The organism is Marinomonas sp. BSi20584 (assembly GCF_002792415.1).
GTDB classification, from domain to species: domain Bacteria; phylum Pseudomonadota; class Gammaproteobacteria; order Pseudomonadales; family Marinomonadaceae; genus Marinomonas; species Marinomonas polaris.
Genome location: NZ_KZ454874.1, coordinates 1 through 18228 on the forward strand (window position 1 = coordinate 1; position 18228 = coordinate 18228).

The 18228-nt window shown below is 42.6% G+C and carries 21 protein-coding genes and 2 tRNA genes; 16 read left to right on the plus strand and 7 right to left on the minus strand.

The genetic code is table 11. The annotated features are described in order from the left end of the window. Positions 1-113: 113 nt before the first annotated feature. A complete protein-coding gene (locus tag TY87_RS06945) occupies positions 114-794 on the minus strand; it encodes a DsbA family oxidoreductase (protein ID WP_100186518.1) in 681 nt (226 codons plus the stop codon). A gap of 289 nt (positions 795-1083) precedes the next feature. Here TY87_RS06945 and TY87_RS06950 point away from each other — a divergent pair, with 289 nt between their 5' ends. Beyond that, positions 1084-2025, plus strand: a complete 942-nt coding sequence (locus TY87_RS06950; RefSeq protein ID WP_100186519.1) for an AEC family transporter — start codon at positions 1084-1086, stop codon at positions 2023-2025. Positions 2026-2102: 77 nt separating this feature from the next. On the opposite strand, the gene TY87_RS06955 is transcribed toward TY87_RS06950, so the two are convergent. Together TY87_RS06955 and TY87_RS22440 are read right to left on the minus strand one after the other, a co-directional pair. Beyond that, positions 2103-2948 carry a 2OG-Fe(II) oxygenase family protein gene (locus TY87_RS06955; RefSeq protein WP_100186520.1) on the minus strand — a complete coding sequence of 282 codons (846 nt, stop codon included), beginning with the start codon at positions 2946-2948 and terminating at the stop codon, positions 2103-2105. An 89-nt stretch (positions 2949-3037) separates the two neighbouring features. Then, positions 3038-3193 (minus strand): hypothetical protein, encoded by a 156-nt coding sequence (locus TY87_RS22440; RefSeq protein WP_157789875.1) that lies wholly within the window; start codon positions 3191-3193, stop codon positions 3038-3040. A gap of 298 nt (positions 3194-3491) precedes the next feature. On the opposite strand from TY87_RS22440, the gene TY87_RS06960 reads away from it, so the two are divergent. The 12 genes from TY87_RS06960 (at position 3492) to TY87_RS07015 (ending at position 13956) form a co-directional block, all read left to right on the plus strand. Next, positions 3492-4064 carry a YqgE/AlgH family protein gene (locus TY87_RS06960; protein WP_072838822.1) on the plus strand — a complete coding sequence of 191 codons (573 nt, stop codon included), beginning with the start codon at positions 3492-3494 and terminating at the stop codon, positions 4062-4064. After that, a complete protein-coding gene (gene ruvX / locus TY87_RS06965; RefSeq protein ID WP_011978371.1) occupies positions 4064-4534 on the plus strand; it encodes a Holliday junction resolvase RuvX in 471 nt (156 codons plus the stop codon). Before TY87_RS06960 ends, ruvX begins: the two co-directional genes overlap by 1 nt. A 57-nt stretch (positions 4535-4591) precedes the next feature. Further along, on the plus strand, positions 4592-5089 hold the full coding sequence (pyrR, locus tag TY87_RS06970) for a bifunctional pyr operon transcriptional regulator/uracil phosphoribosyltransferase PyrR (RefSeq protein ID WP_072838823.1): 498 nt from the start codon (positions 4592-4594) through the stop codon (positions 5087-5089). 238 nt (positions 5090-5327) lie between these two features. Continuing rightward, positions 5328-6332, plus strand: coding sequence for an aspartate carbamoyltransferase catalytic subunit (locus tag TY87_RS06975; RefSeq protein ID WP_072838824.1), 1005 nt, complete (start codon positions 5328-5330; stop codon positions 6330-6332). 1 nt (position 6333) lies between these two features. After that, positions 6334-7611, plus strand: a complete 1278-nt coding sequence (locus tag TY87_RS06980; protein ID WP_100186521.1) for a dihydroorotase — start codon at positions 6334-6336, stop codon at positions 7609-7611. A 117-nt stretch (positions 7612-7728) separates the two neighbouring features. Continuing rightward, complete coding sequence (locus TY87_RS06985) at positions 7729-8835, plus strand: diguanylate cyclase domain-containing protein (RefSeq protein ID WP_232617086.1); 1107 nt, start codon at positions 7729-7731, stop codon at positions 8833-8835. Between the two features lie 182 nt (positions 8836-9017). Then, complete coding sequence (locus TY87_RS06990) at positions 9018-9746, plus strand: YggS family pyridoxal phosphate-dependent enzyme (protein ID WP_072838996.1); 729 nt, start codon at positions 9018-9020, stop codon at positions 9744-9746. 96 nt (positions 9747-9842) lie between these two features. Continuing rightward, positions 9843-10670 (plus strand): pyrroline-5-carboxylate reductase, encoded by an 828-nt coding sequence (gene proC / locus TY87_RS06995; protein WP_100186522.1) that lies wholly within the window; start codon positions 9843-9845, stop codon positions 10668-10670. Positions 10671-10686: 16 nt separating this feature from the next. Further along, positions 10687-11229 (plus strand): YggT family protein, encoded by a 543-nt coding sequence (locus TY87_RS07000; protein WP_100186523.1) that lies wholly within the window; start codon positions 10687-10689, stop codon positions 11227-11229. Between the two features lie 167 nt (positions 11230-11396). Continuing rightward, the gene (gene coaD, locus TY87_RS07005; protein ID WP_048813883.1) at positions 11397-11882 is read left to right on the plus strand and encodes a pantetheine-phosphate adenylyltransferase; all 486 of its coding nucleotides are present in this window, start codon (positions 11397-11399) and stop codon (positions 11880-11882) included. Between the two features lie 66 nt (positions 11883-11948). After that, positions 11949-12200, plus strand: a complete 252-nt coding sequence (locus TY87_RS07010; RefSeq protein WP_011978380.1) for a YfhL family 4Fe-4S dicluster ferredoxin — start codon at positions 11949-11951, stop codon at positions 12198-12200. Positions 12201-12219: 19 nt separating this feature from the next. Further along, the gene (locus tag TY87_RS07015) at positions 12220-13956 is read left to right on the plus strand and encodes a potassium/proton antiporter (protein ID WP_100186524.1); all 1737 of its coding nucleotides are present in this window, start codon (positions 12220-12222) and stop codon (positions 13954-13956) included. Between the two features lie 68 nt (positions 13957-14024). On the opposite strand, the gene TY87_RS07020 is transcribed toward TY87_RS07015, so the two are convergent. Continuing rightward, the gene (locus TY87_RS07020; protein ID WP_100186525.1) at positions 14025-15128 is read right to left on the minus strand and encodes a potassium channel family protein; all 1104 of its coding nucleotides are present in this window, start codon (positions 15126-15128) and stop codon (positions 14025-14027) included. Positions 15129-15142: 14 nt separating this feature from the next. Beyond that, on the minus strand, positions 15143-15616 hold the full coding sequence (trmL, locus tag TY87_RS07025; RefSeq protein WP_072838830.1) for a tRNA (uridine(34)/cytosine(34)/5-carboxymethylaminomethyluridine(34)-2'-O)-methyltransferase TrmL: 474 nt from the start codon (positions 15614-15616) through the stop codon (positions 15143-15145). Positions 15617-15735: 119 nt separating this feature from the next. Between trmL and TY87_RS07030 the strand changes: the two genes are divergently transcribed. From TY87_RS07030 to TY87_RS07040, 3 genes are all read left to right on the plus strand, one after another. Continuing rightward, positions 15736-15811 (plus strand) — tRNA-Phe (locus TY87_RS07030). An 84-nt stretch (positions 15812-15895) separates the two neighbouring features. Then, a tRNA-Phe gene (locus TY87_RS07035) sits at positions 15896-15971 on the plus strand. A 190-nt stretch (positions 15972-16161) separates the two neighbouring features. Beyond that, positions 16162-16848, plus strand: coding sequence for an ion transporter (locus tag TY87_RS07040; RefSeq protein WP_100186526.1), 687 nt, complete (start codon positions 16162-16164; stop codon positions 16846-16848). A gap of 33 nt (positions 16849-16881) precedes the next feature. Here TY87_RS07040 and TY87_RS07045 read toward each other — a convergent pair whose 3' ends face one another. Both TY87_RS07045 and TY87_RS07050 read right to left on the minus strand, forming a co-directional pair. After that, a complete protein-coding gene (locus tag TY87_RS07045) occupies positions 16882-17649 on the minus strand; it encodes an HNH endonuclease (protein ID WP_198432052.1) in 768 nt (255 codons plus the stop codon). A 24-nt stretch (positions 17650-17673) separates the two neighbouring features. Next, the gene (locus TY87_RS07050) at positions 17674-18042 is read right to left on the minus strand and encodes a hypothetical protein (RefSeq protein ID WP_048813895.1); all 369 of its coding nucleotides are present in this window, start codon (positions 18040-18042) and stop codon (positions 17674-17676) included. Positions 18043-18228 lie beyond the last annotated feature (186 nt).

An 18228-nucleotide genomic window follows, 5' to 3' on the forward strand; every position in this document is an offset into this window, starting at 1 on the left:
TGGAATGTCCAACTATTGGGGGTCAGTTCATCATTGGAAAACAACATGGGGCTTTTCGGTTTTTATAATCCGTTAAATGTTTGCGTGAATAGTTGGAGTGAAGTGACAGTGAATTAAACTAGTTGTTCCGCTTTTTGTTTTTCTGCTTTTTGTTTCTCTAGTACCTCTTCAATCGCACTTTTGAAGACTTCTGCTGGCTGTCCGCCTGAGATAGCGTATGCGTTGTTGATGATGACAGTAGGAACAGAAGTGATGCCATTTTGTTGCCAAATTTGTTCTTGCTGGCGGACTTCATCGGCAAAGTGGTTATTCTCCAAAATGCCTTTAGCTGCGGCTGGATCAAGATTAACGCTGGCAGCAAGATTGGCGAGCGTTTGGTAATCGCTTATATCTTGATTATGCGTGAAGTGAGCTTTAAATAGTGCCATTTTTAGCTCAGCTTGTTTGCCTTCTAACTGCGCCCAATGCAACAAGCGATGGGCATCGAACGAATTTCGCATACGGCTTTCTGGTGTGAAGTTGAAATCGAAATCGACTTCTTTTCCGCGAGCTTGAATCATGACTCTGTTTTGGTCTGATTGCTCTTTGTTGATGCCGTACTTTTCTGTGATGTGCTCGTTTAGGTTTTGGCCTTCTGCTGGCATTTTCGGATTAAGCTCAAACGGCTGAAACGTCAGCGTGGTGTCGACTGTATCGCTTAGTTGTTCAAGGGCTTTATTGAGATTGCCTAAACCGACCACGCACCAAGGGCACATAACATCGGAAATGAATTGAATGTCTAAGGAGTCTTTCATGATGTTTTCCATCTTTAATGTTAAAAAATTATATTAGGAAAGTAGATTGGGGCGTGGCAAAGGATTAAAAGAGCATTGTTTGAACAGTGATTATGGTTGCTCATAATTTACACAATACTGAAAGGTTTTCGCAGAGTAACAAATAGCTTTGTGTCTTTTGCCAAAATAAAAACCCCTTGAATATTCCTCAATTAGTGAATGGAGAATTGGTGTAAAGTAAGCTTTTTAATTTATTGATGGAGCATTCTATTAATCAAGGTGGTTTTTAGAGTGTTTTTTGAGGGAGTCTATGCTGTTAGAAACGCAAAGCGTGATTTTGGATGTAGCCGCGCCAGTGCTGTTGATGATTGCGATGGGGGCATTTTTGCGCCGTATCCAGCTAATAAATGATGGTTTTATTCTTATTAGTTCGCGATTTGTTTTTCAGGTTTCTATGCCTGCCATGTTCTTCTTCGGCATGCTGGGAAATAATCTAAATGGGCTTATTAGTGTTGATTTAGCTGCCTATTTTATTGTTTCCATTGTTCTAACCTTTCTATTGTCGTGGTTGTTGGCGGTAAAGCTTGATGTTCCTGAGCGGCAGCGAGGCGTCTTTGTTCAAATTGCTTTTCGTGGTAATTGTGGGATTTTTAGTGTCGCGTTAGTGGTTAACATGTTCGGCCAAGATGGGGTTGCGCTGGGTGGCGTGATGTCAGGCTTGAGTGTTTTATTGTTTAATATTCTCGCTGAAGTCATTTTAACCCGTTACAGCCACGGTAAATTACATCTGGTTCCCGTCTTAAAAAGTTTGCTGAAGAACCCGCTTATACTGGGCATTGTGTTTGGTGTGGTCGCGAACTTGATTGGTTTGAAGCTCCCCGCTTTTGTTGTGAAAACCGGTTCTTTAATTGGTGGATTGTCTTTGCCCTTGGCATTGGTTTGTATTGGTGGCTCGCTAGTGACCAGCGGATTTACTTTGCCTAAGCACTTTCCTATGGCGATTTTAAGTAAAGTCGCATTAAGCCCAATTGTGTTTACGGCTTTGGCTTATGTGTTTGGTTTTAGCCAAAAGGAATTGTTGTTCTTGTTTATTTTTCTTGCTGCGCCAACGGCTGCATCGGCTTATGTTACAGCGGTGGCAAAAGGTGATGATGGAAAGTCAACGGCAAATGCCATTGCCACAACGACGTTAGTGTCTTCTGTCGTGATTGTGGTGTGTATTCCGGTGATTATTTGGGCAAAAGGCGGTTAAATCTTACATCTAAGCAAAAAGCCGCTGTTCATCTCGATGTGAATAGCGGCTTTTTTTGTATTTTGCCTTTATCTGGATTAGGCCGGTATAACGCCTAATTCCACTAAACGCTCATGCAAGTAACTTTTTGCTGTATGACGTTCTGACAAGACTACTTCAGGTTTTGGATGAAGGAACAAAGGCAAAGAAATACGTGATTTGGTTTTGTCAGCGCCTTCTGGATTAATTACGCGATGAGAAGTCGACGGGAAATAGCCGCCAGATGCTTCCTGTAGCATGTCGCCAATGTTTACTATCAAAGTACCGAAATCACAAGGTACGTCCATCCAAGAGCCATCTTTGGCTTTCACCTGTAAGCCAGGTTCGTTGGCCGAAGGTAGTATCGTCAATAGATTAATGTCTTCGTGTGCGCCAGCACGAATAGCCCCCAGCTCTTCGTCACCTTTAAGTGGCGGGTAGTGTAAGACACGCAGCAATGTCTGATCGCTGTCTTCTACCATGCTGGAAAGGGATTGTGAATAATGCAGAGCTACTTCAGCTGGCGAGTGTTTTTCGACCCATGCCAGTAGTTCTAATGCAAGCGTGTTTGCTTCTTTATAATATTGTGCTAAAAGCGCTTTTTTATCTTCTGGGCATTGCCCCCATGGATAATAGTGAAAGTACTCTTTAATGTCTTTTTTAGTGTGCCCTTTGGCGGTTTCTGAAACATCAGGTGGGAAAAAACCGTCTTGTGTTCCGACATTGTAGCGATAGTCGTATTTAGACTTGCTATCAAAGAAGGTTTGCCATTCTTTATAAATAGCAGACACTAAATCTTTTTGAATAGGGTGGTTTTTAAGAACGCCAAATCCTGTTTCGCGAAGAGATTTTACAAAGTCTTCTGCGGCGGTTGGGCTGGTGTAATCGATCGCTTGTAGTTGCATGATAGTTTCCTGTATTCCCAATTATTTTATTGAAACGCGGCTTTCGTTGAATCGAAAGGTAGTTGGTTGGTTTGGGCAATATGGAAAGTCTAAGAAGACCAGCCGCTATGGAAAAAGTAGCGTAAATCGACGGTTTCTGCTTGGTAGTGCTGAATCCATGCTGCCAAACTCATCGCATGTAAACGATCAAACATCTCAGCATAAGCTGATTGTATTTGGACGTTTTGTGATGATAGTAAGGACATAACATGCCTCCAAAGCTCGAAAAGGTGTTCTTAACCTTGTACTAAGGATTAAGAGTGCTAGTTTACTGCTTGAAATGTGAGTTTTGAAGGGATTCGGTAATAATTTGTAGTTTGGGGGTAGGCAAACGCTCTGTTTGTCCTATACTGCAGGAGTCGGCTATTTTTATTTGCCGTCTTCTTTTGCTCTTCTCTATGTATATATCACGTCTTAATTGGCGAGTTTTGTCTTAAGTTCAGGTACTTCTTAGGTTTTAGTAAATAGCGCTATCCTTGCGCTGTCATCAATTAAAGAGGGCTCATGACTATGAATGCATTTTTCGATTCGTTTAAAAATCACTTTTTAATTTCTATGCCACACCTAGACGACCCACATTTTGAACATACAGTTATTTATCTTTGTGAACACACCAAAGCGGGCGCCATGGGGATTATTATTAATCGTCCCTCAAATGTTGATTTTACAGAATTGGCGGATCACCTTGGAATTCAAATTCACAACCCACGTTTAAGCTCTGAACCAATTTACACAGGTGGCCCAGTGGAAGCTGAGCGCGGATTTATTTTGCACACAACGGATAAAGTCTGGAGTAATACCTTGCGAGTGACTGATGAGGTCTCTCTGTCGGCTTCTTTGGAAGCATTGGAAGATATTGCACAAGGCAATGGACCTGATGCCTTTCGTATAACATTAGGTTGTGCTGGCTGGGATGCTGGACAGCTTGAAGCTGAAATCGCAAATAATGATTGGCTGGTATGTGAGGCGGATTTAGACGTATTATTCCACACACCAAGTGATATGCAATTTACCGCCGCAACGCGCGTGTTGGGAATTGATATGACAAGACTTTCACCGGATATAGGACATGGTTAATGACAGGGTCAATCTCTACGGGAACATCGTTAGATGATAACCAGAAGCCCAATACTGTTCGCTCAGTATTGGGCTTTGACTTTGGTACCACGCGTATTGGCGTTGCTATTGGTCAGAGCATTACTGGCACCGCTCAGCCGCTTGACCCACTAAAAGCCAAAGAAGGTATTCCTAATTGGGATGAAATCACGCGTATCGTTGAAGAATGGAAGCCAGACGCCTTTGTGGTTGGCTTGCCACTTGATATGGATGGTTCAGAAAATGAGATGTGTCAACGTGCACGTAAATTTGCCAAACGATTGCATGGACGTTTTAACCTTCCTTACCATATGATGGACGAACGGTTATCTTCTTATGAAGCCAAGGGTCAAGTTATTGCTCGCGGAGGCAATCGTAATTTTAAAGAGAATTCGGTAGATGGTTTGGCCGCTCAAATGATTTTAGAGACTTGGTTTGCAGAGTCTTACTAAGGAACTGCTTGTTGAACGGTGTTTTATTATGAATTTAAGAGCAAGGTTTGAAAGACAATGAAGTTAGATTTAGAGCATTCTCTGGCGTCGATGAAAACGCAATTGGCAGCGTATTGTGAAAAGAACAACATCGAGGATGCCATTGTCGTGGGGATTCATACGGGTGGTGTTTGGGTTGCTGAGCGCTTGATGGAAGCTGTGCCAACGACAGAACCTTTGGCGACGTTAGACATCACTTTTTATCGTGATGATTTTACCAAAGCTGGCTTGAACCCAAAGGTAAATCAAACTTTATTGCCAGCGATTGAAGATCGCCACGTGATCTTAGTGGATGATGTCTTGATGTCTGGCCGTACGATTCGAGCGGCAATGAATGAAATATTTGATTTCGGTCGACCTGCCAGTATCACCTTGGCAATCCTTTATGATTTAGGTCAGCACGAGCTACCGATAGCAGCAGATATCGTCGGTGAGCACTTGACGCTTAATCCTGATCAAAGGGTTAAGTTGGTTGGGCCGAGCCCATTGAGTGTTTCTGTGATTGATACCCATTAATATGCATAACAAAGCTTTATTTTTTGTCGAACACGTACGACAATTAACGCATGGATAAGATTGACGATACAGCGGTTAGAAGAATGAAATCTCACCAAAAAAATACGGTGGGACAACCGTTTAGTGTCATTAATGCCCGGTTGCAGTTTTTCTGTACCGGGCATTTTCCTATCTGAATATCCTATTTTAAATAGAGAAAGACGACACCATCGTCTTTGCAGTTTGAGGAAAGCAAACCATGATGCGATCCGAGCCTCGGGCATTACAGTTAAATGAACACGGGCAGCTTAAGCACTTTTTAACGCTGGATGGATTGGACAAAACTATTTTGACGGAGATTCTTGATCGAGCGGATTCTTTCCTATCAATGGGAGAGCAGTCGGTTAAGAAGGTACCTCTGTTACGCGGTAAAACCGTGGTGAATTTGTTTTTTGAAAATTCAACTCGAACTCGTACGACGTTCGAATTAGCCGCAAAGCGTTTGTCGGCAGATGTCATTAACCTCAACATTGAAACATCAGCGACCTCGAAAGGGGAATCCTTACTGGATACCTTAAAAAACTTGGAAGCGATGCAAAGCGATATGTTTATCGTCCGTCATTCTGACAGTGGCGCCGCTCACTTTATTGCCGAACACTGCACGCCTAACGTCGCTATTATCAATGCTGGTGATGGCCGTCACGCTCACCCAACTCAAGCAATGTTAGACATGCTGACGATTCGTCGTCACAAAGGCAGCTTCGATGGCCTTAAGATCGCTATTGTTGGCGATATTCTTCATTCTCGTGTGGCACGCTCACAGCTTCAAGCACTGACAACATTAGGCGTTAGTGATGTTCGCTTAGTTGGCCCGAAAACTTTAGTGCCGAGCTTCTTTGCGGAGATGGGTGCGACCATTTGCCATGATTTAGAAGCCGGATTAAAAGACGTTGACGTGATCGTGATGTTGCGTTTGCAAAAAGAACGCATGAAAGGCGCTTTGCTGCCTAGTGAAAGTGAATTCTACCGCTTGTATGGTTTGACGGAAGAAACCCTTGCTTGGGCGAAACCTGATGCGATAGTTATGCACCCAGGCCCAATTAACCGTGGTGTGGAAATATCCTCAGAAGTTGCAGATGGCAAACACTCAGTCATTTTGAACCAAGTCACTAATGGTATCGCAGTGCGAATGGCTGTCATGTCTATGGCAATGAGCGGTCAGTTGCAAAGTGATGAAACGCCAGCAGCGAAGGATGAAAAATAACATGAAATTACGTATTCAAAATGGCCGTTTAATCGATCCGAGTCAAGACATTGATGCCGTAACGGATCTGTTTGTTGATAATCAAAAAATCGTTGCGATTGGTGAAGCACCAGAAGGCTTTGAAGACGCTGAAGTGGTAGATGCATCTGGTCAATGGATATTGCCAGGCTTGGTGGATCTTGCGGTTTCTCTTCGTGAGCCAGGTCTGACGCAGAAAGGTAACATTGCCACCGAAGGTCGTGCTGCGGTGTCTGGTGGTGTAACCACTTTGGTTTGTCCTCCTGATACACGCCCGATTGTTGATACGGCTGCCGTAGCTGCGCTTATTCAAGATAAAGCCGATGATGCAGGTATGGCTAATGTATTTCCTCTAGGTGCATTGACGCAAGGCTTAGAAGGCGCTCAGCTTAGTAACATGGTTGCCTTAACCGATGCTGGCTGCATCGCCTTATCGAATCACCGTCACCCAATGGCGAGCACCAAGGTGCTGTCTCGCGCGCTTGAATATGCTGCGACACATGATTTGTTGGTGGTTTTTCATCCTGATGAGTCGAGCCTTTCCGAAGGCGGTTGTGCCCACGAAGGCTTGATGTCAACCATGCATGGTTTAGCCGGTATTCCTGAAGAAGCAGAAACCATTGCTCTGATGCGTGATTTGTTGTTGGTTGAAAAAACCGGTGTTCGCGCGCACTTTGCTCGATTGTCTTGTGCTAAGTCTGTTGAGATGATTGCTGATGCAAAAGCATCTGGATTGGATGTGACGGCCGATGTGGCAGTTCATAATTTATTGCTTAATGATCAGGTTCTGAGTCGTTTCGATGGCCATTATCATGTGCTGCCACCGCTACGCAGTGATGAAGATCGTTTGACCTTAATCGAAGGTATTAAGGCCGGTGTTATTTCTGCCATTTGCTCAGATCATCAGCCTCACGAAAAAATGGCGAAAATTGCGCCATTTGCGGCAACAGAGCCGGGTATGGCGAACGTCGAGATATTATTACCTTTGGCTATGCAACTGATGGATGAAGGCGATTTAGACTTTTCTACCGTTTTGACGTGTCTAACATCTGGTCCAGCAGCTTGCTTTGGTTTAGAGGCAGGCTCTTTGTCAGTTGGTAGTTTTGCAGACTTTATTTTGTTCGACAGTACCGCACGTTGGGTCTGGTCATATGAAGGTCGCAAGACAAAAGGGCATAACTCACCTTACTTCGGTGATGAATTTGTTGGGCGTGTGATGTCGACTTATATTTCTGGACAACGCGTCTATCAGGCTGTTTAAGCCAATTAGTAAGGCTGATTGAGAGTTTTTCTTTCACTTGGCCTTACTATTCCTTTACTTTTTATATCAGCCAGTTAATCTAGTTTGAATTACAGATTATTATGGTTTTAGTATTTTATGTCGATCGACTCTTCAAATTCATTGCTCAAGGAACAGCAGGTCTTGCGGTCTCGTGTTGCATATCTTGAAAAAGAGCGAGATTTTGTAAAGAACTTGTACTGTGATATGCCGCAGATGCTTCAGGTTATCTCCAAGGGATCCTTGTTAAGTACCTCGCTCAATCGTTTTAAAAATAAAATGCAAAGCCAGTTGCCCAATGCGTATTGTCTTTTTATTGTTTGTGATAAAGAGTGTTTGCAGTGGCGCTTGCAATATACTGATTCTATAAATGATCGTTTACTGAACTCTAACGGTCAATTGAGCGTTGTACCTCAAGCTTTAATTACCTTTGCGGCAAGCCCGTCTTGTCCGAAACGTCACGACATTGATATTCAGAGTGCATCAGGTTGGAAGCATTGGTTGCCGTTTTTAAAGGATCATACGTTTTCTGATGTTTCTATGGTCAGTGTGTCTGATTGTCAAGGTTCGATTTATCTTATGTTGGTGTTTCAGCGTGAAGAGGTTCGGCTTGAAGGTGAGCTGATGGCGCTTGCGCTAGACAGTTATGCCGCTTGGTTAAGTGCCGTATTTGAACGAGAACAAGCGGATTATTTATTGTTAGAAGATAGCCATCGAGATCCTACGACGGGCTTACTAAGGCGCTACAGTTTTGAAAACAGTTTTGGTATTGTTTTAAAGGATTCTCGTCGCCATTTTCAGCGCGCAGCATTATTTTCTCTTCGCTTGCTGTCTTCTTCAAAGGTTAATGATACAGACTTGAAGCTACTGGCTGAGGTAATGAGCGACACCGTGCGAGATAATGATCTTATCGCGCATTATGATGAACGTGAGTTAGTCATGGGAATTCGCATTCAGCATTTGGAAGACGCTGAAATAGTTGCCGCAAAATTATTGAAATCTCTTAATTCTCCCAAGTTTTCAGACAACCGTTTAATACGCGAAGGCTTGTCTATTGGTATTGCTTTTTATCCTGAGCATTCATCGTTGGAATCACTTCATCAAGCGGCTTTATTCGCTGCTAACTCTCTGAAAAACATATCCGGATATCGCCTTGAATTTCATGGTGAATGCTATGGTTCTAGCGCGGACTTTTATTCTTTGTAATAACGCCTTATAAGCATTCTTTTTAAGTCTTCCTTGTAAGCTTTTTTCTGCCTTTTAAAAAGATGCTATTATGCGTCCCCTGTGCTTTCCTGAGGTGCTATTCAGGTATTTATTATGGGGAATGCAACCACAGTCACAGGATTAACTCGTTACATCTTGATAAGAGCGGAGCGTGGCGCGAAATGGCAATTAAAGTCGAAAGCAACGAAGCACTAGAAATTAAAACAAATTTAACGCGGGTTTCTCAGCAAGTAGATCAGCTTGTGCAGCAGTATCAGAGAGAGACTGGTAGTGTACGTTTGTTAGCAGTCAGTAAGACCAAGCCGTTATCTGCGCTTGAAGCTGCTTATGCGGCAGGTCAGAGAGCCTTTGGTGAGAACTATGTGCAAGAAGCGGTGGATAAATTTCATGCTTTAGCACACTTAGCAGATATTGAATGGCACTTTATTGGACCAATTCAGTCGAACAAATCTCGTCTTATCGCAGAAACCATGCACTGGGTGCACTCTATTGACCGTGAGAAAATTGCTCGCCGTCTTAGTGAGCAGCGCCCTAAAGATTTGCCGCCGCTCAATGTTTGTATTCAAGTGAATATTAGCGGTGAAGAAAGTAAGGCTGGAGTGGCTTTGTCTGAGTTAAATGACATGGTTGCTTTAATTACAGAGCTACCTAATTTACGTCTTCGAGGTTTGATGGCGATTCCTGCCCCTCAGGAAAGTCATGAAGCACAATGTTTGGTTTATGAACCTTTGAGGCAAGCTTTTGTTGAATTATCCAAATCCGATAGCATGATAGATACCTTATCTATTGGCATGTCTGGAGATTTGCCAGCGGCGATTCAATCTGGCAGTACCATGGTGCGTGTTGGGACGGCGATTTTTGGTGAACGAGACTATTCCGCTAAAGCGTAATTCAGTTAAAGTATGAGCGATTTTGCATACCAGAGCATTTTTTGAATAAGTAGATGGATTATTATCTGCTTAAATAACGAAAGAGTAGGATATAAAATGACACCAAGTATTGCCTTTATCGGCGTGGGAAATATGGCAAGATCGATTTTTAGTGGCATGTTGGCGAGTGGCTATCCTGCTGAGAAAATTATCGGTACGTCTAGAACACCAGAAAAACGTGAGTACTATCACGAGCAATATGGTATCGCCATGTTGGCAGATAATGATTCGGCTGTAAGTCAGGCTGATGTCGTGGTGTTGTGTGTTAAACCAGCACAAATGCAAGCCGTGGTGGAAGACTTTTCATCTCATGTACGCGAAGACCAATTGTTTATTTCAGTGGCTGCGGGAATTGAGTTAGATTCGTTGGCTCATTGGTTAGGTAAACCGGTTGCTGTGGTTCGTAGTATGCCAAATACACCGTCACAAATTGGTGCTGGCATGACAGGCTTAATTGCCAATGAACACACAAATGGCGAGCAAAAGAACTGGGTGAGTGAACTATTTTCTAGCATTGGTAACTCTGTTTGGGTTGAAAATGAAGTTCACATGCACACGGTAACGAGTTTGTCTGGCAGTGCGCCTGCGTATTTCTTTCGTTTTATTGAAGCCATGGTTAAAAATGCAAAAGAACAAGGCTTAGATGAGGCAACAAGTCGTGTACTAGCCAGCAATGCTATGTTTGGCGCAGCACGAATGGTAATGGAACTAGACGAGCCTATTGCTCAACTGCGTAAGAATATTACTTCGCCAAAGGGAACAACAGAGCAAGCTTTGTTGTCTTTTGAGGCTGCTGATATTGATAAAATAGTCGCAGATGCAATGATGGCCTGCGTTAACCGATCAAAAGAAATGGCAGCTGACTTTGCTGCTAAGAAAGACTAATTAAGGACTATACACGATGTATTCAGATCCATTTGTTATGCTCGTAAAGGTTATCTGTAATCTTTACTTATTTATTGTATTACTACGTTTAGTGCTTCAATTGACGCGTGCGGATTTTTATAATCCAATTAGCCAAGGCATTGTGAAGGCGACAAGTCCTCTGGTTTTACCTTTGCGGAAAGTCATTCCAGCCATTGGTCGGTTGGATACCGCATCTCTTGTGTTGGCGCTTGCAGTTCAGTTATTGACAGTATTCTTTATTGTGATGATTAAAGGTGTGGCGATATCACCTATCAGCTATGCTATTTATACGTTTGCTGGCACCTTGTATCATTTGTTAGATCTGTATTTTTGGGCGATGCTTATTTCGGTTATTTTAAGTTGGGTGGCGCCCGGTGCAAATCACCCAGGAGCTATGTTAGTAGGGCAAATTACTGCTCCTTTATATCGTGCTTGCCAGCGAGTTATTCCAACTTTAGGTGGACTAGATTTATCACCAATTTTTATATTTCTTGCGATTTCTTTTTTGAAACAAGTACTAGCACCTTATAGTATTTAATATAATAAACATACTTAACCTTCGACGGGAGTATTCTCGTCGTGACTCGGTGAATTGAGAACAGAGGCGTATTCCTATATGATGCGACCCCTAAACGGGAACTAGAGCGGACAAAAAGTCGTCGCTGCCCGACTCCTTCTCCCTTATTAATTTGTTGGATGAAAGCTATGAGTACGATTGCGGTTTATCCGGGGACATTTGACCCTATTACTAACGGCCATACGGATTTGGTTGAACGCGCATCAAAGCTATTTGAAAAAGTTATCGTAGCCGTCGCTGCGAGCCCTAAAAAGCGCCCAGCACTGTCCCATGAGTTGCGTATATCATTGGCAAAAGAAGTACTGGGTCATTTGACGAATGTTGAAGTGGTTGGCTTTGATAACTTGCTAACTGAGTTTACACGCTCTGTCAGTGGCAAAGTGGTGATTCGTGGCTTGCGTGCTGTTTCTGATTTTGAGTACGAGTTCCAACTAGCCAATATGAACCGTGCGATTGCGCCAGATGTAGAAAGTATTTTTTTGACGCCTTCTGAGAAGCACTCTTATATTTCATCAACATTAGTACGTGAGATTGCGTCTTTGAATGGTGATTTTGGACAGTTTGTTAATCCAGAAGTGAAGCGTGTTCTGCAAGAACATTATCAAACGATTTAGTTTCTGTTTTTTAAGCCCCGTTACGTGATGATTTCATAGATTCTGTAGCGGTTTTAGGAGAGAAGAATGTCTCTTATTATTACCGATGAATGCATCAATTGTGATGTATGTGAACCTGAGTGCCCGAATGAGGCTATTTCTCAGGGTGATGAGATCTATATTATTGATCCATCAAAATGTACTGAATGTGTAGGGCATTTTGACGAACCTCAATGTCAGCAAGTGTGCCCTGTTGATTGCATCCCATTGGATCCAAATCGTAAAGAAACAGAAGAGCAGTTAATGGAAAAGTACTTAACGCTTACAGGTCAATTATAACGAATAGGTTGTTACCGCTATCGACACAAATAGTTTTATATTTTTAGCCGGAATACTGCTATTAGTCAGTATTCTAGCAAGCTCTTTTACCGTTCGTGTCGGCTTACCTTTATTGCTGGTTTTTCTCGGGATGGGGATGCTTGCTGGTGAAGAGGGATTAGGCCGACTGGACTTCGATAATCCAAGTCTTGCCTTTTTTGTTGGTAATCTTGCTTTAGCCGTCATTCTTTTGGATGGTGGTATGCAGACCAAGACCAGCACCTTCCGAGTTGCCCTTTGGCCGTCTTTATCGCTTGCTACTTTAGGTGTTGTGATTACGACCGCATCTGTTGGTGCTTTTGCCGCTTGGTTGTTAGACGTTAAGCTGATCTATGGCTTATTACTTGGCGCCATCGTCGGTTCGACTGATGCTGCAGCGGTCTTTAGCTTATTACGCAATAGCGGTGTTAAGCTGAATGAGCGAGTTGGCGGTACATTGGAAATAGAGTCTGGTGCCAACGACCCAATGGCTATTTTGTTAGTCGTCATGCTAACTGGGCTATTGCAAAGTACTGATCAGTTAAGTGTTTTGGCTTTCTTAGGGCAAATGATTCAACAGTTTGCCATAGGTGGCGTGTTAGGTTTACTCGGTGGCAAACTATTGTTAATGATTCTGCGCCGTGTTCCTTTGATCGAAGGTTTGTACGCACTTCTTATTATCTCATTTGGTTTGGCCATATTTTCTGGCGTCAATATGATTGGCGGCAGTGGTTTTCTTGCGGTTTATTTGGTTGGTTTGAGCGTTGGTAACGGGCGAATTAAGCAACAAGAAGCTATTTCACAAGTGATGGATGGCTTGGCTTGGTTAGCACAAGCTGGCATGTTCTTGTTATTGGGATTGTTGGTTACGCCATCGAGTCTTTTGACTCATGGTTGGCAAGCTGTTGCGATTGCCGCTTTTCTGATTTTCGTGGCTCGTCCTGTGGCGGTGATGATCTGTTTATTGCCGTTTGACTTCCGCTGGCCCGAGCGCATTTATATTAGTTGGGTTGGTTTGCGTGGTGCAGTGCCGATTGTCTTGGCGCTTTACCCTGTAATTGCTGGTCTTTCCAATTCTGAGTTGTTGTTCGAAATTACCTTTACTGTAGTGCTGATTTCTTTATTGCTACAGGGTTCGACTGTTCCACAAGTGGCGCGATGGTTAAAGATTGTCGTTCCTCCTGCACCTGCGCCAACGACGCGTTTCTCCTTGATCAACGATTCAGATTCGAATCATTCTCTAGAGTTATATGAGTTTTTGGTTCAGGCGGAAGGTGTTCGAATTCCAGCGGCTATCGTGCAAAATGTGCCGAGTGCAACGGTATCTACGCCTCAGCTGGTATCGCTTGTTCGCGATCAAAAGCCAATTGTGGTCAATGCCGACACCGAGCTGAAATCGGGCGATAGAATTTGGATGTTACTGCATCCTGGTGATGTAAATGATGTTGCGCAGATTTTCTCTCATAAAGCGTCTACGTCTTTCTTGTTGCAGAATTTCTTTGGTGAATTCGCTATTCGTGGTGATGCCTCTTTGATCGATTTAGCGAAAGTGTACGGTGTGCCGGTTGATGGTATTGATGAAGCTGACACTGCCGCTGAATTGTTGCAGCGTCAGCTTGGTAAACATCTAGTTGTCGGTGACCGAGTACGTTTTGGTAATATTCGCCTTACCATTAGGCAGATGGATGGCAACCAGGTAGAAATTATTGGGCTTAAATTGCAAGATAAGCAAGTCTGAGGCCTTTGCACGACTACTGTGCTCGTTACATCGTGAAAAGGTCTCTTGAACACCCATTTCTAAGTTTTCTATTCGTTAAAAAACAGACCAATTTCAGCTAATGACGGAATCTCTTGGTCGTCGTTGATGAGGACAATCAGTCCTTGTGCATCGATGAGTGAATAGGTTTGCGGATGGGTGATAATATCCCCGTCTTTATTGACATACCCGAGTGCAGTGCCAACATCCTTTTGGATTAAGGTCGTGACGATTTTTGCCCACGTCACGCCGGTTATTTCCACATCAAGGCGAATCGTATGATCTCCTTGGTGGCGAAATAAATCCTCCAGCACTTGCTCTGTTCCCGGAGCAATCAATGACCGTACCAGCATTTCAGGATAGGCTCTCACAGGGCGTATGACCGCGTTTGCGCCAGCTGCCTTGAATCGTGGTCGATTAGAGTCATTAATCGCCTCAGCCATCACGAAGGCCGATGTATTTAACGCTTGAACGCGATGCAAGGCATCAAAGGTTAAACTGTCTGAGTGGCTGTCCTGAGCGTCTTGGCAAAGTACAATAATGTATTTCGCTTTGTGAGTCCCAGCTGACTCCAACATACCATCTTCTAGTGCATCGCCAGTGTGATGAACTACGCCTTGTGATCTTAGATTAAGCGGTAAGCCTTCAGGAAACGCCTTCGTTAGGATTTGAATGGGAATATCTACTAACTCAGGTGTTTGGCTGATCTGATTAATCAGCAAGCCTAAATAACGTTCTGCGTCGTATTTTGGTGTATTGATGATAAGTATATGATTTTGCATGTCGTCCCACTTCATACGGCCTTTGATACGCATTTCTTTACGCATTAGCCTGATTTCAACATAGTCACTGGCGATTTGTGCTAGCAGGGTAATACCCATGCCATAAATTAATACGACAGTAGAAAACTGTCCCCAAAAGGTGGCTGCAGAGATATCGCCATAACCCGTGGTGCTGGCCGATGTCATGGTCAGCCAGAAGGCTTGCCACCAATTTAAATCTTCAAAGAACACCATCGCCAAACTGTGAATCGCAATCACACCCGCTAACAGCATCAGACGTTTATTCAAATCGTCCGTTTCATGCAGGTGTACTTTTTTCCGAAATTGGCGACGGCTATTTTTTTTCTTTAAGAGCAGTGAAAGAGAATTCATCGTACCTCGGTTGGTTATTCGCTATCAGCTGGCATGGCATAACCTAGCTGACGCCAAGATTCGTAAACCATCACAGCAACGGTATTGGATAGGTTCAAGCTGCGAGAATTAGCTTGCATCGGCAAACGTAAGCGCTGAGCGGGTGGCAAGGCCTCGATAAACTCCGCAGGCAATCCACGAGTCTCAGGGCCAAAAACCAACACATCATTTTCAGCAAAGCTTGCTTCACTGTGCGTATGGCTGCCCTTTGTTGTCAACGCGTAGATAGTGCCAATCTCATTTTGATCAACAAATGCCTGAAAGTCTGGATAGCGTTTTAGCCGCGTGAACTCATGATAATCTAACCCGGCTCGACGCAATTTTTTATCTTCAAGCTCAAAGCCAAGCGGCTCGATAAGATGAAGATGATAGCCAGTGTTAGCGCATAATCGAATAACATTGCCTGTATTAGGCGGAATCTCAGGTTGGTAAAGTACGATGTGAAGCATTGGTTTATCTCCTTGATATAGGAAGATAATACCAGACGAGCAGAAGAAACTAAGTTTTTAATTTTTTTTCAAAAAAACTATTGACCAAAAAAAAGGTTTCTCTATAATACGCCCCACTTGCCCAGATAGCTCAGTCGGTAGAGCAGAGGATTGAAAATCCTCGTGTCGGCGGTTCGATTCCGTCTCTGGGCACCATGATTAAGAAAAAAGCCTGCTATTTTTAGCAGGCTTTTTTTTGGTCGAAATGGCTAGCACATCTCCATAGTCATTTTTCTATATGCCCAGATAGCTCAGTCGGTAGAGCAGAGGATTGAAAATCCTCGTGTCGGCGGTTCGATTCCGTCTCTGGGCACCACTTTCTAATAGTCTCCAGACTTTCTTCAAAGCGCTTCAAATTCTAGTTTCATTTGAAAGCTATTTCTTAATTCCATTTTTAAAATTTGCCCAATCCACAAACTAGCAGGATAGGGAATATTAAAAAAAGACAAAAAGCAAAAAATCTAACATAATTAAGGCGCGCTTACTTATATGGAACAGATAACGACATGGAAGAGAAGAGTGTTTTAGATAAACCTGTATTCACTTGGTGCATCTCGTTACTTATTTTTTATTCTTTATTTTGTTTCTCCTTTGGCACACTTCCTGATCTAAGTCCTGATGAAAAGAAATTTCTCCGTTACTCTGAAGTAATTGTCACTATCATTTTTACGCTTGAGTATATTGCTCGAATAGTTTCTACAAAGAAGCGTCTCAAATTCATTTTCAGTTTCTATGGCTTGGTTGATTTGATTGCGATACTTCCTTTCTATCTTGCATTTGCTGTAGATCTAAGAACTCTTCGAATAATTAGGCTTCTTCGCTTAGCTCGTATACTTAAGCTAGTTCGATACAATGAAGCTTCTTTTAGGTTTGCTAAAGCTTTGTATTCAGTAAAAGAGGAGCTCGTAATATTTTTATTAACAAGCATGATGCTTATCTATATTGCAGGGCTGGGTATTTATTACTTTGAGCATGAAGCTCAGCCTGATGCGTTCCGATCGATTTTTGATTGTCTGTGGTGGGCAATAATTACACTGACAACAGTCGGATACGGAGATATTTACCCAATAACTGTTGGAGGGCGTATCTTTACTTTTGTTCTGCTTATAATAGGGCTGGGCTTGATTGCTATTCCTACAGGGATTATATCTTCAGCCTTGACCTCAATTAGAGGGCAAGACAACAATAAATGAAAAATATTGTCCGAAGGGAAGTTGTGCGAGAATTCATCCGAAGTGGAGTTCTCTGTGGCAATTCGGACAAAGTGCTTTAGTGTTTTCTAAAGTATCTGGACCATTATCTGCTAACCTTTGGATATGATGTACTTCTAAATAAGGTGATCCGTCTTTAGAGCGAATAAACGGTGCCCCTTTTCCGCAACGTTCACAAACCCCTGCAGCGCGTTCTAGGGTTTCAGCGATTACATCAGGGTTACGTTGGTAGACAGTGGCACTAACGGTTATTGTATTAGGAATTTTTGGGGCGTTATTAATACGTTCCAGCCTCTCTGGGCTCCCTCGTTTTAATGATGCTTCGACTTCTTGACTTAATTGATAGTAATACGACTCTGCTGTGTTGTTCTGTTCGATGAATGCCCTGTACTTGTTGGCAATTTTCTTCATTGATATTACTTTGGTTTTGTAGTGCTTTTCCCAATAATCAATGTGCATATCTAAAGCATTAATGGCGTTTTTTAAATGATTGGATGAAAAGTCCAAAGTGATACTTTTAAGAAAGTGTTCCATAGCGAGACAGCTCATTGCTCTATGGAAAACCTGCCCACCTAGCATGCATTTGAGGCAATTTATAAAGTCACCAGCACTTGATTTATTTACTTCATATTCAGATGAAAGCAAAGCAACTCCATCACTTCGCTTTAATTTATCCAAATAAACTTTTTTGCTTACATCGTATGCAGCGCTAATCTGCTCTTGTGTGACTTTACCCATTGGCTTCACTGTCTTGAATGTTGTTTGAAGTACATCGGTCATCATTAGTTGCTTATGAATATTCTATCTTTATTTGAACACCTTTAGGCTTAGACTCAAATGATTTTTGTGAAAGTATTCGACTTTTTCAATACCAAAAGTCTTATTTCGACAGGACCTTATGCCATTTTTTATGAATAATTTTGATAGTTCAGTTTTTGCATTTAAAAGAGGGTTTTTATCAAGAATAAAATATATTTCAGATGCAGAATCAATAAATTCATTAGAGTAAGTTGTTGCCCAACTCCCTGGCCCATGAGACGAATCCCGATACTCCCCTTGAGACTCCTTACATATGAGTAGAAGCTCATTTATTCTATCTCTAAAATTTTCTTCAAATTGCTGAGTAATGTTTTGAAATTTTTTCTGAAGTAATTCGATTTTTTCGCTTTGTGACATAGCATGATTACTCCCTTAAGCACGTATATTGCTTTAATTTTTGACTGCCTATCTTCTTCATCTTTAATCTCGCAACGAAGGTTGACCTGTTTTGTCAGACTAGCAAGCTCAAGTATTGCTTGTCAGTATTTAGTTGATAAACTTTGTATAAAAGCCATAAGTTCGTAGTCCACTTTCCCCCCACCA

What these genes read in the sequence shown, in the direction of transcription:
- TY87_RS06960 (WP_072838822.1), top strand. Translation starts at nt 3,492, where the DNA reads ATGACTATGAATGCATTTTTCGATTCGTTTAAAAATCACTTTTTAATT.
- TY87_RS07020 (WP_100186525.1), bottom strand. Translation starts at nt 15,128, where the DNA reads ATGAATTCTCTTTCACTGCTCTTAAAGAAAAAAAATAGCCGTCGCCAA.
- TY87_RS22440 (WP_157789875.1), bottom strand. Translation starts at nt 3,193, where the DNA reads ATGTCCTTACTATCATCACAAAACGTCCAAATACAATCAGCTTATGCT.
- TY87_RS06985 (WP_232617086.1), top strand. Translation starts at nt 7,729, where the DNA reads ATGTCGATCGACTCTTCAAATTCATTGCTCAAGGAACAGCAGGTCTTG.
- TY87_RS07010 (WP_011978380.1), top strand. Translation starts at nt 11,949, where the DNA reads ATGTCTCTTATTATTACCGATGAATGCATCAATTGTGATGTATGTGAA.
- TY87_RS07000 (WP_100186523.1), top strand. Translation starts at nt 10,687, where the DNA reads ATGTATTCAGATCCATTTGTTATGCTCGTAAAGGTTATCTGTAATCTT.
- TY87_RS06945 (WP_100186518.1), bottom strand. Translation starts at nt 794, where the DNA reads ATGAAAGACTCCTTAGACATTCAATTCATTTCCGATGTTATGTGCCCT.
- coaD (WP_048813883.1), top strand. Translation starts at nt 11,397, where the DNA reads ATGAGTACGATTGCGGTTTATCCGGGGACATTTGACCCTATTACTAAC.
- TY87_RS06975 (WP_072838824.1), top strand. Translation starts at nt 5,328, where the DNA reads ATGATGCGATCCGAGCCTCGGGCATTACAGTTAAATGAACACGGGCAG.
- TY87_RS06955 (WP_100186520.1), bottom strand. Translation starts at nt 2,948, where the DNA reads ATGCAACTACAAGCGATCGATTACACCAGCCCAACCGCCGCAGAAGAC.
- TY87_RS07050 (WP_048813895.1), bottom strand. Translation starts at nt 18,042, where the DNA reads ATGTCACAAAGCGAAAAAATCGAATTACTTCAGAAAAAATTTCAAAAC.
- ruvX (WP_011978371.1), top strand. Translation starts at nt 4,064, where the DNA reads ATGACAGGGTCAATCTCTACGGGAACATCGTTAGATGATAACCAGAAG.
- trmL (WP_072838830.1), bottom strand. Translation starts at nt 15,616, where the DNA reads ATGCTTCACATCGTACTTTACCAACCTGAGATTCCGCCTAATACAGGC.
- pyrR (WP_072838823.1), top strand. Translation starts at nt 4,592, where the DNA reads ATGAAGTTAGATTTAGAGCATTCTCTGGCGTCGATGAAAACGCAATTG.
- TY87_RS06990 (WP_072838996.1), top strand. Translation starts at nt 9,018, where the DNA reads ATGGCAATTAAAGTCGAAAGCAACGAAGCACTAGAAATTAAAACAAAT.
- TY87_RS07045 (WP_198432052.1), bottom strand. Translation starts at nt 17,649, where the DNA reads ATGATGACCGATGTACTTCAAACAACATTCAAGACAGTGAAGCCAATG.
- TY87_RS06950 (WP_100186519.1), top strand. Translation starts at nt 1,084, where the DNA reads ATGCTGTTAGAAACGCAAAGCGTGATTTTGGATGTAGCCGCGCCAGTG.
- proC (WP_100186522.1), top strand. Translation starts at nt 9,843, where the DNA reads ATGACACCAAGTATTGCCTTTATCGGCGTGGGAAATATGGCAAGATCG.
- TY87_RS06980 (WP_100186521.1), top strand. Translation starts at nt 6,334, where the DNA reads ATGAAATTACGTATTCAAAATGGCCGTTTAATCGATCCGAGTCAAGAC.
- TY87_RS07040 (WP_100186526.1), top strand. Translation starts at nt 16,162, where the DNA reads ATGGAAGAGAAGAGTGTTTTAGATAAACCTGTATTCACTTGGTGCATC.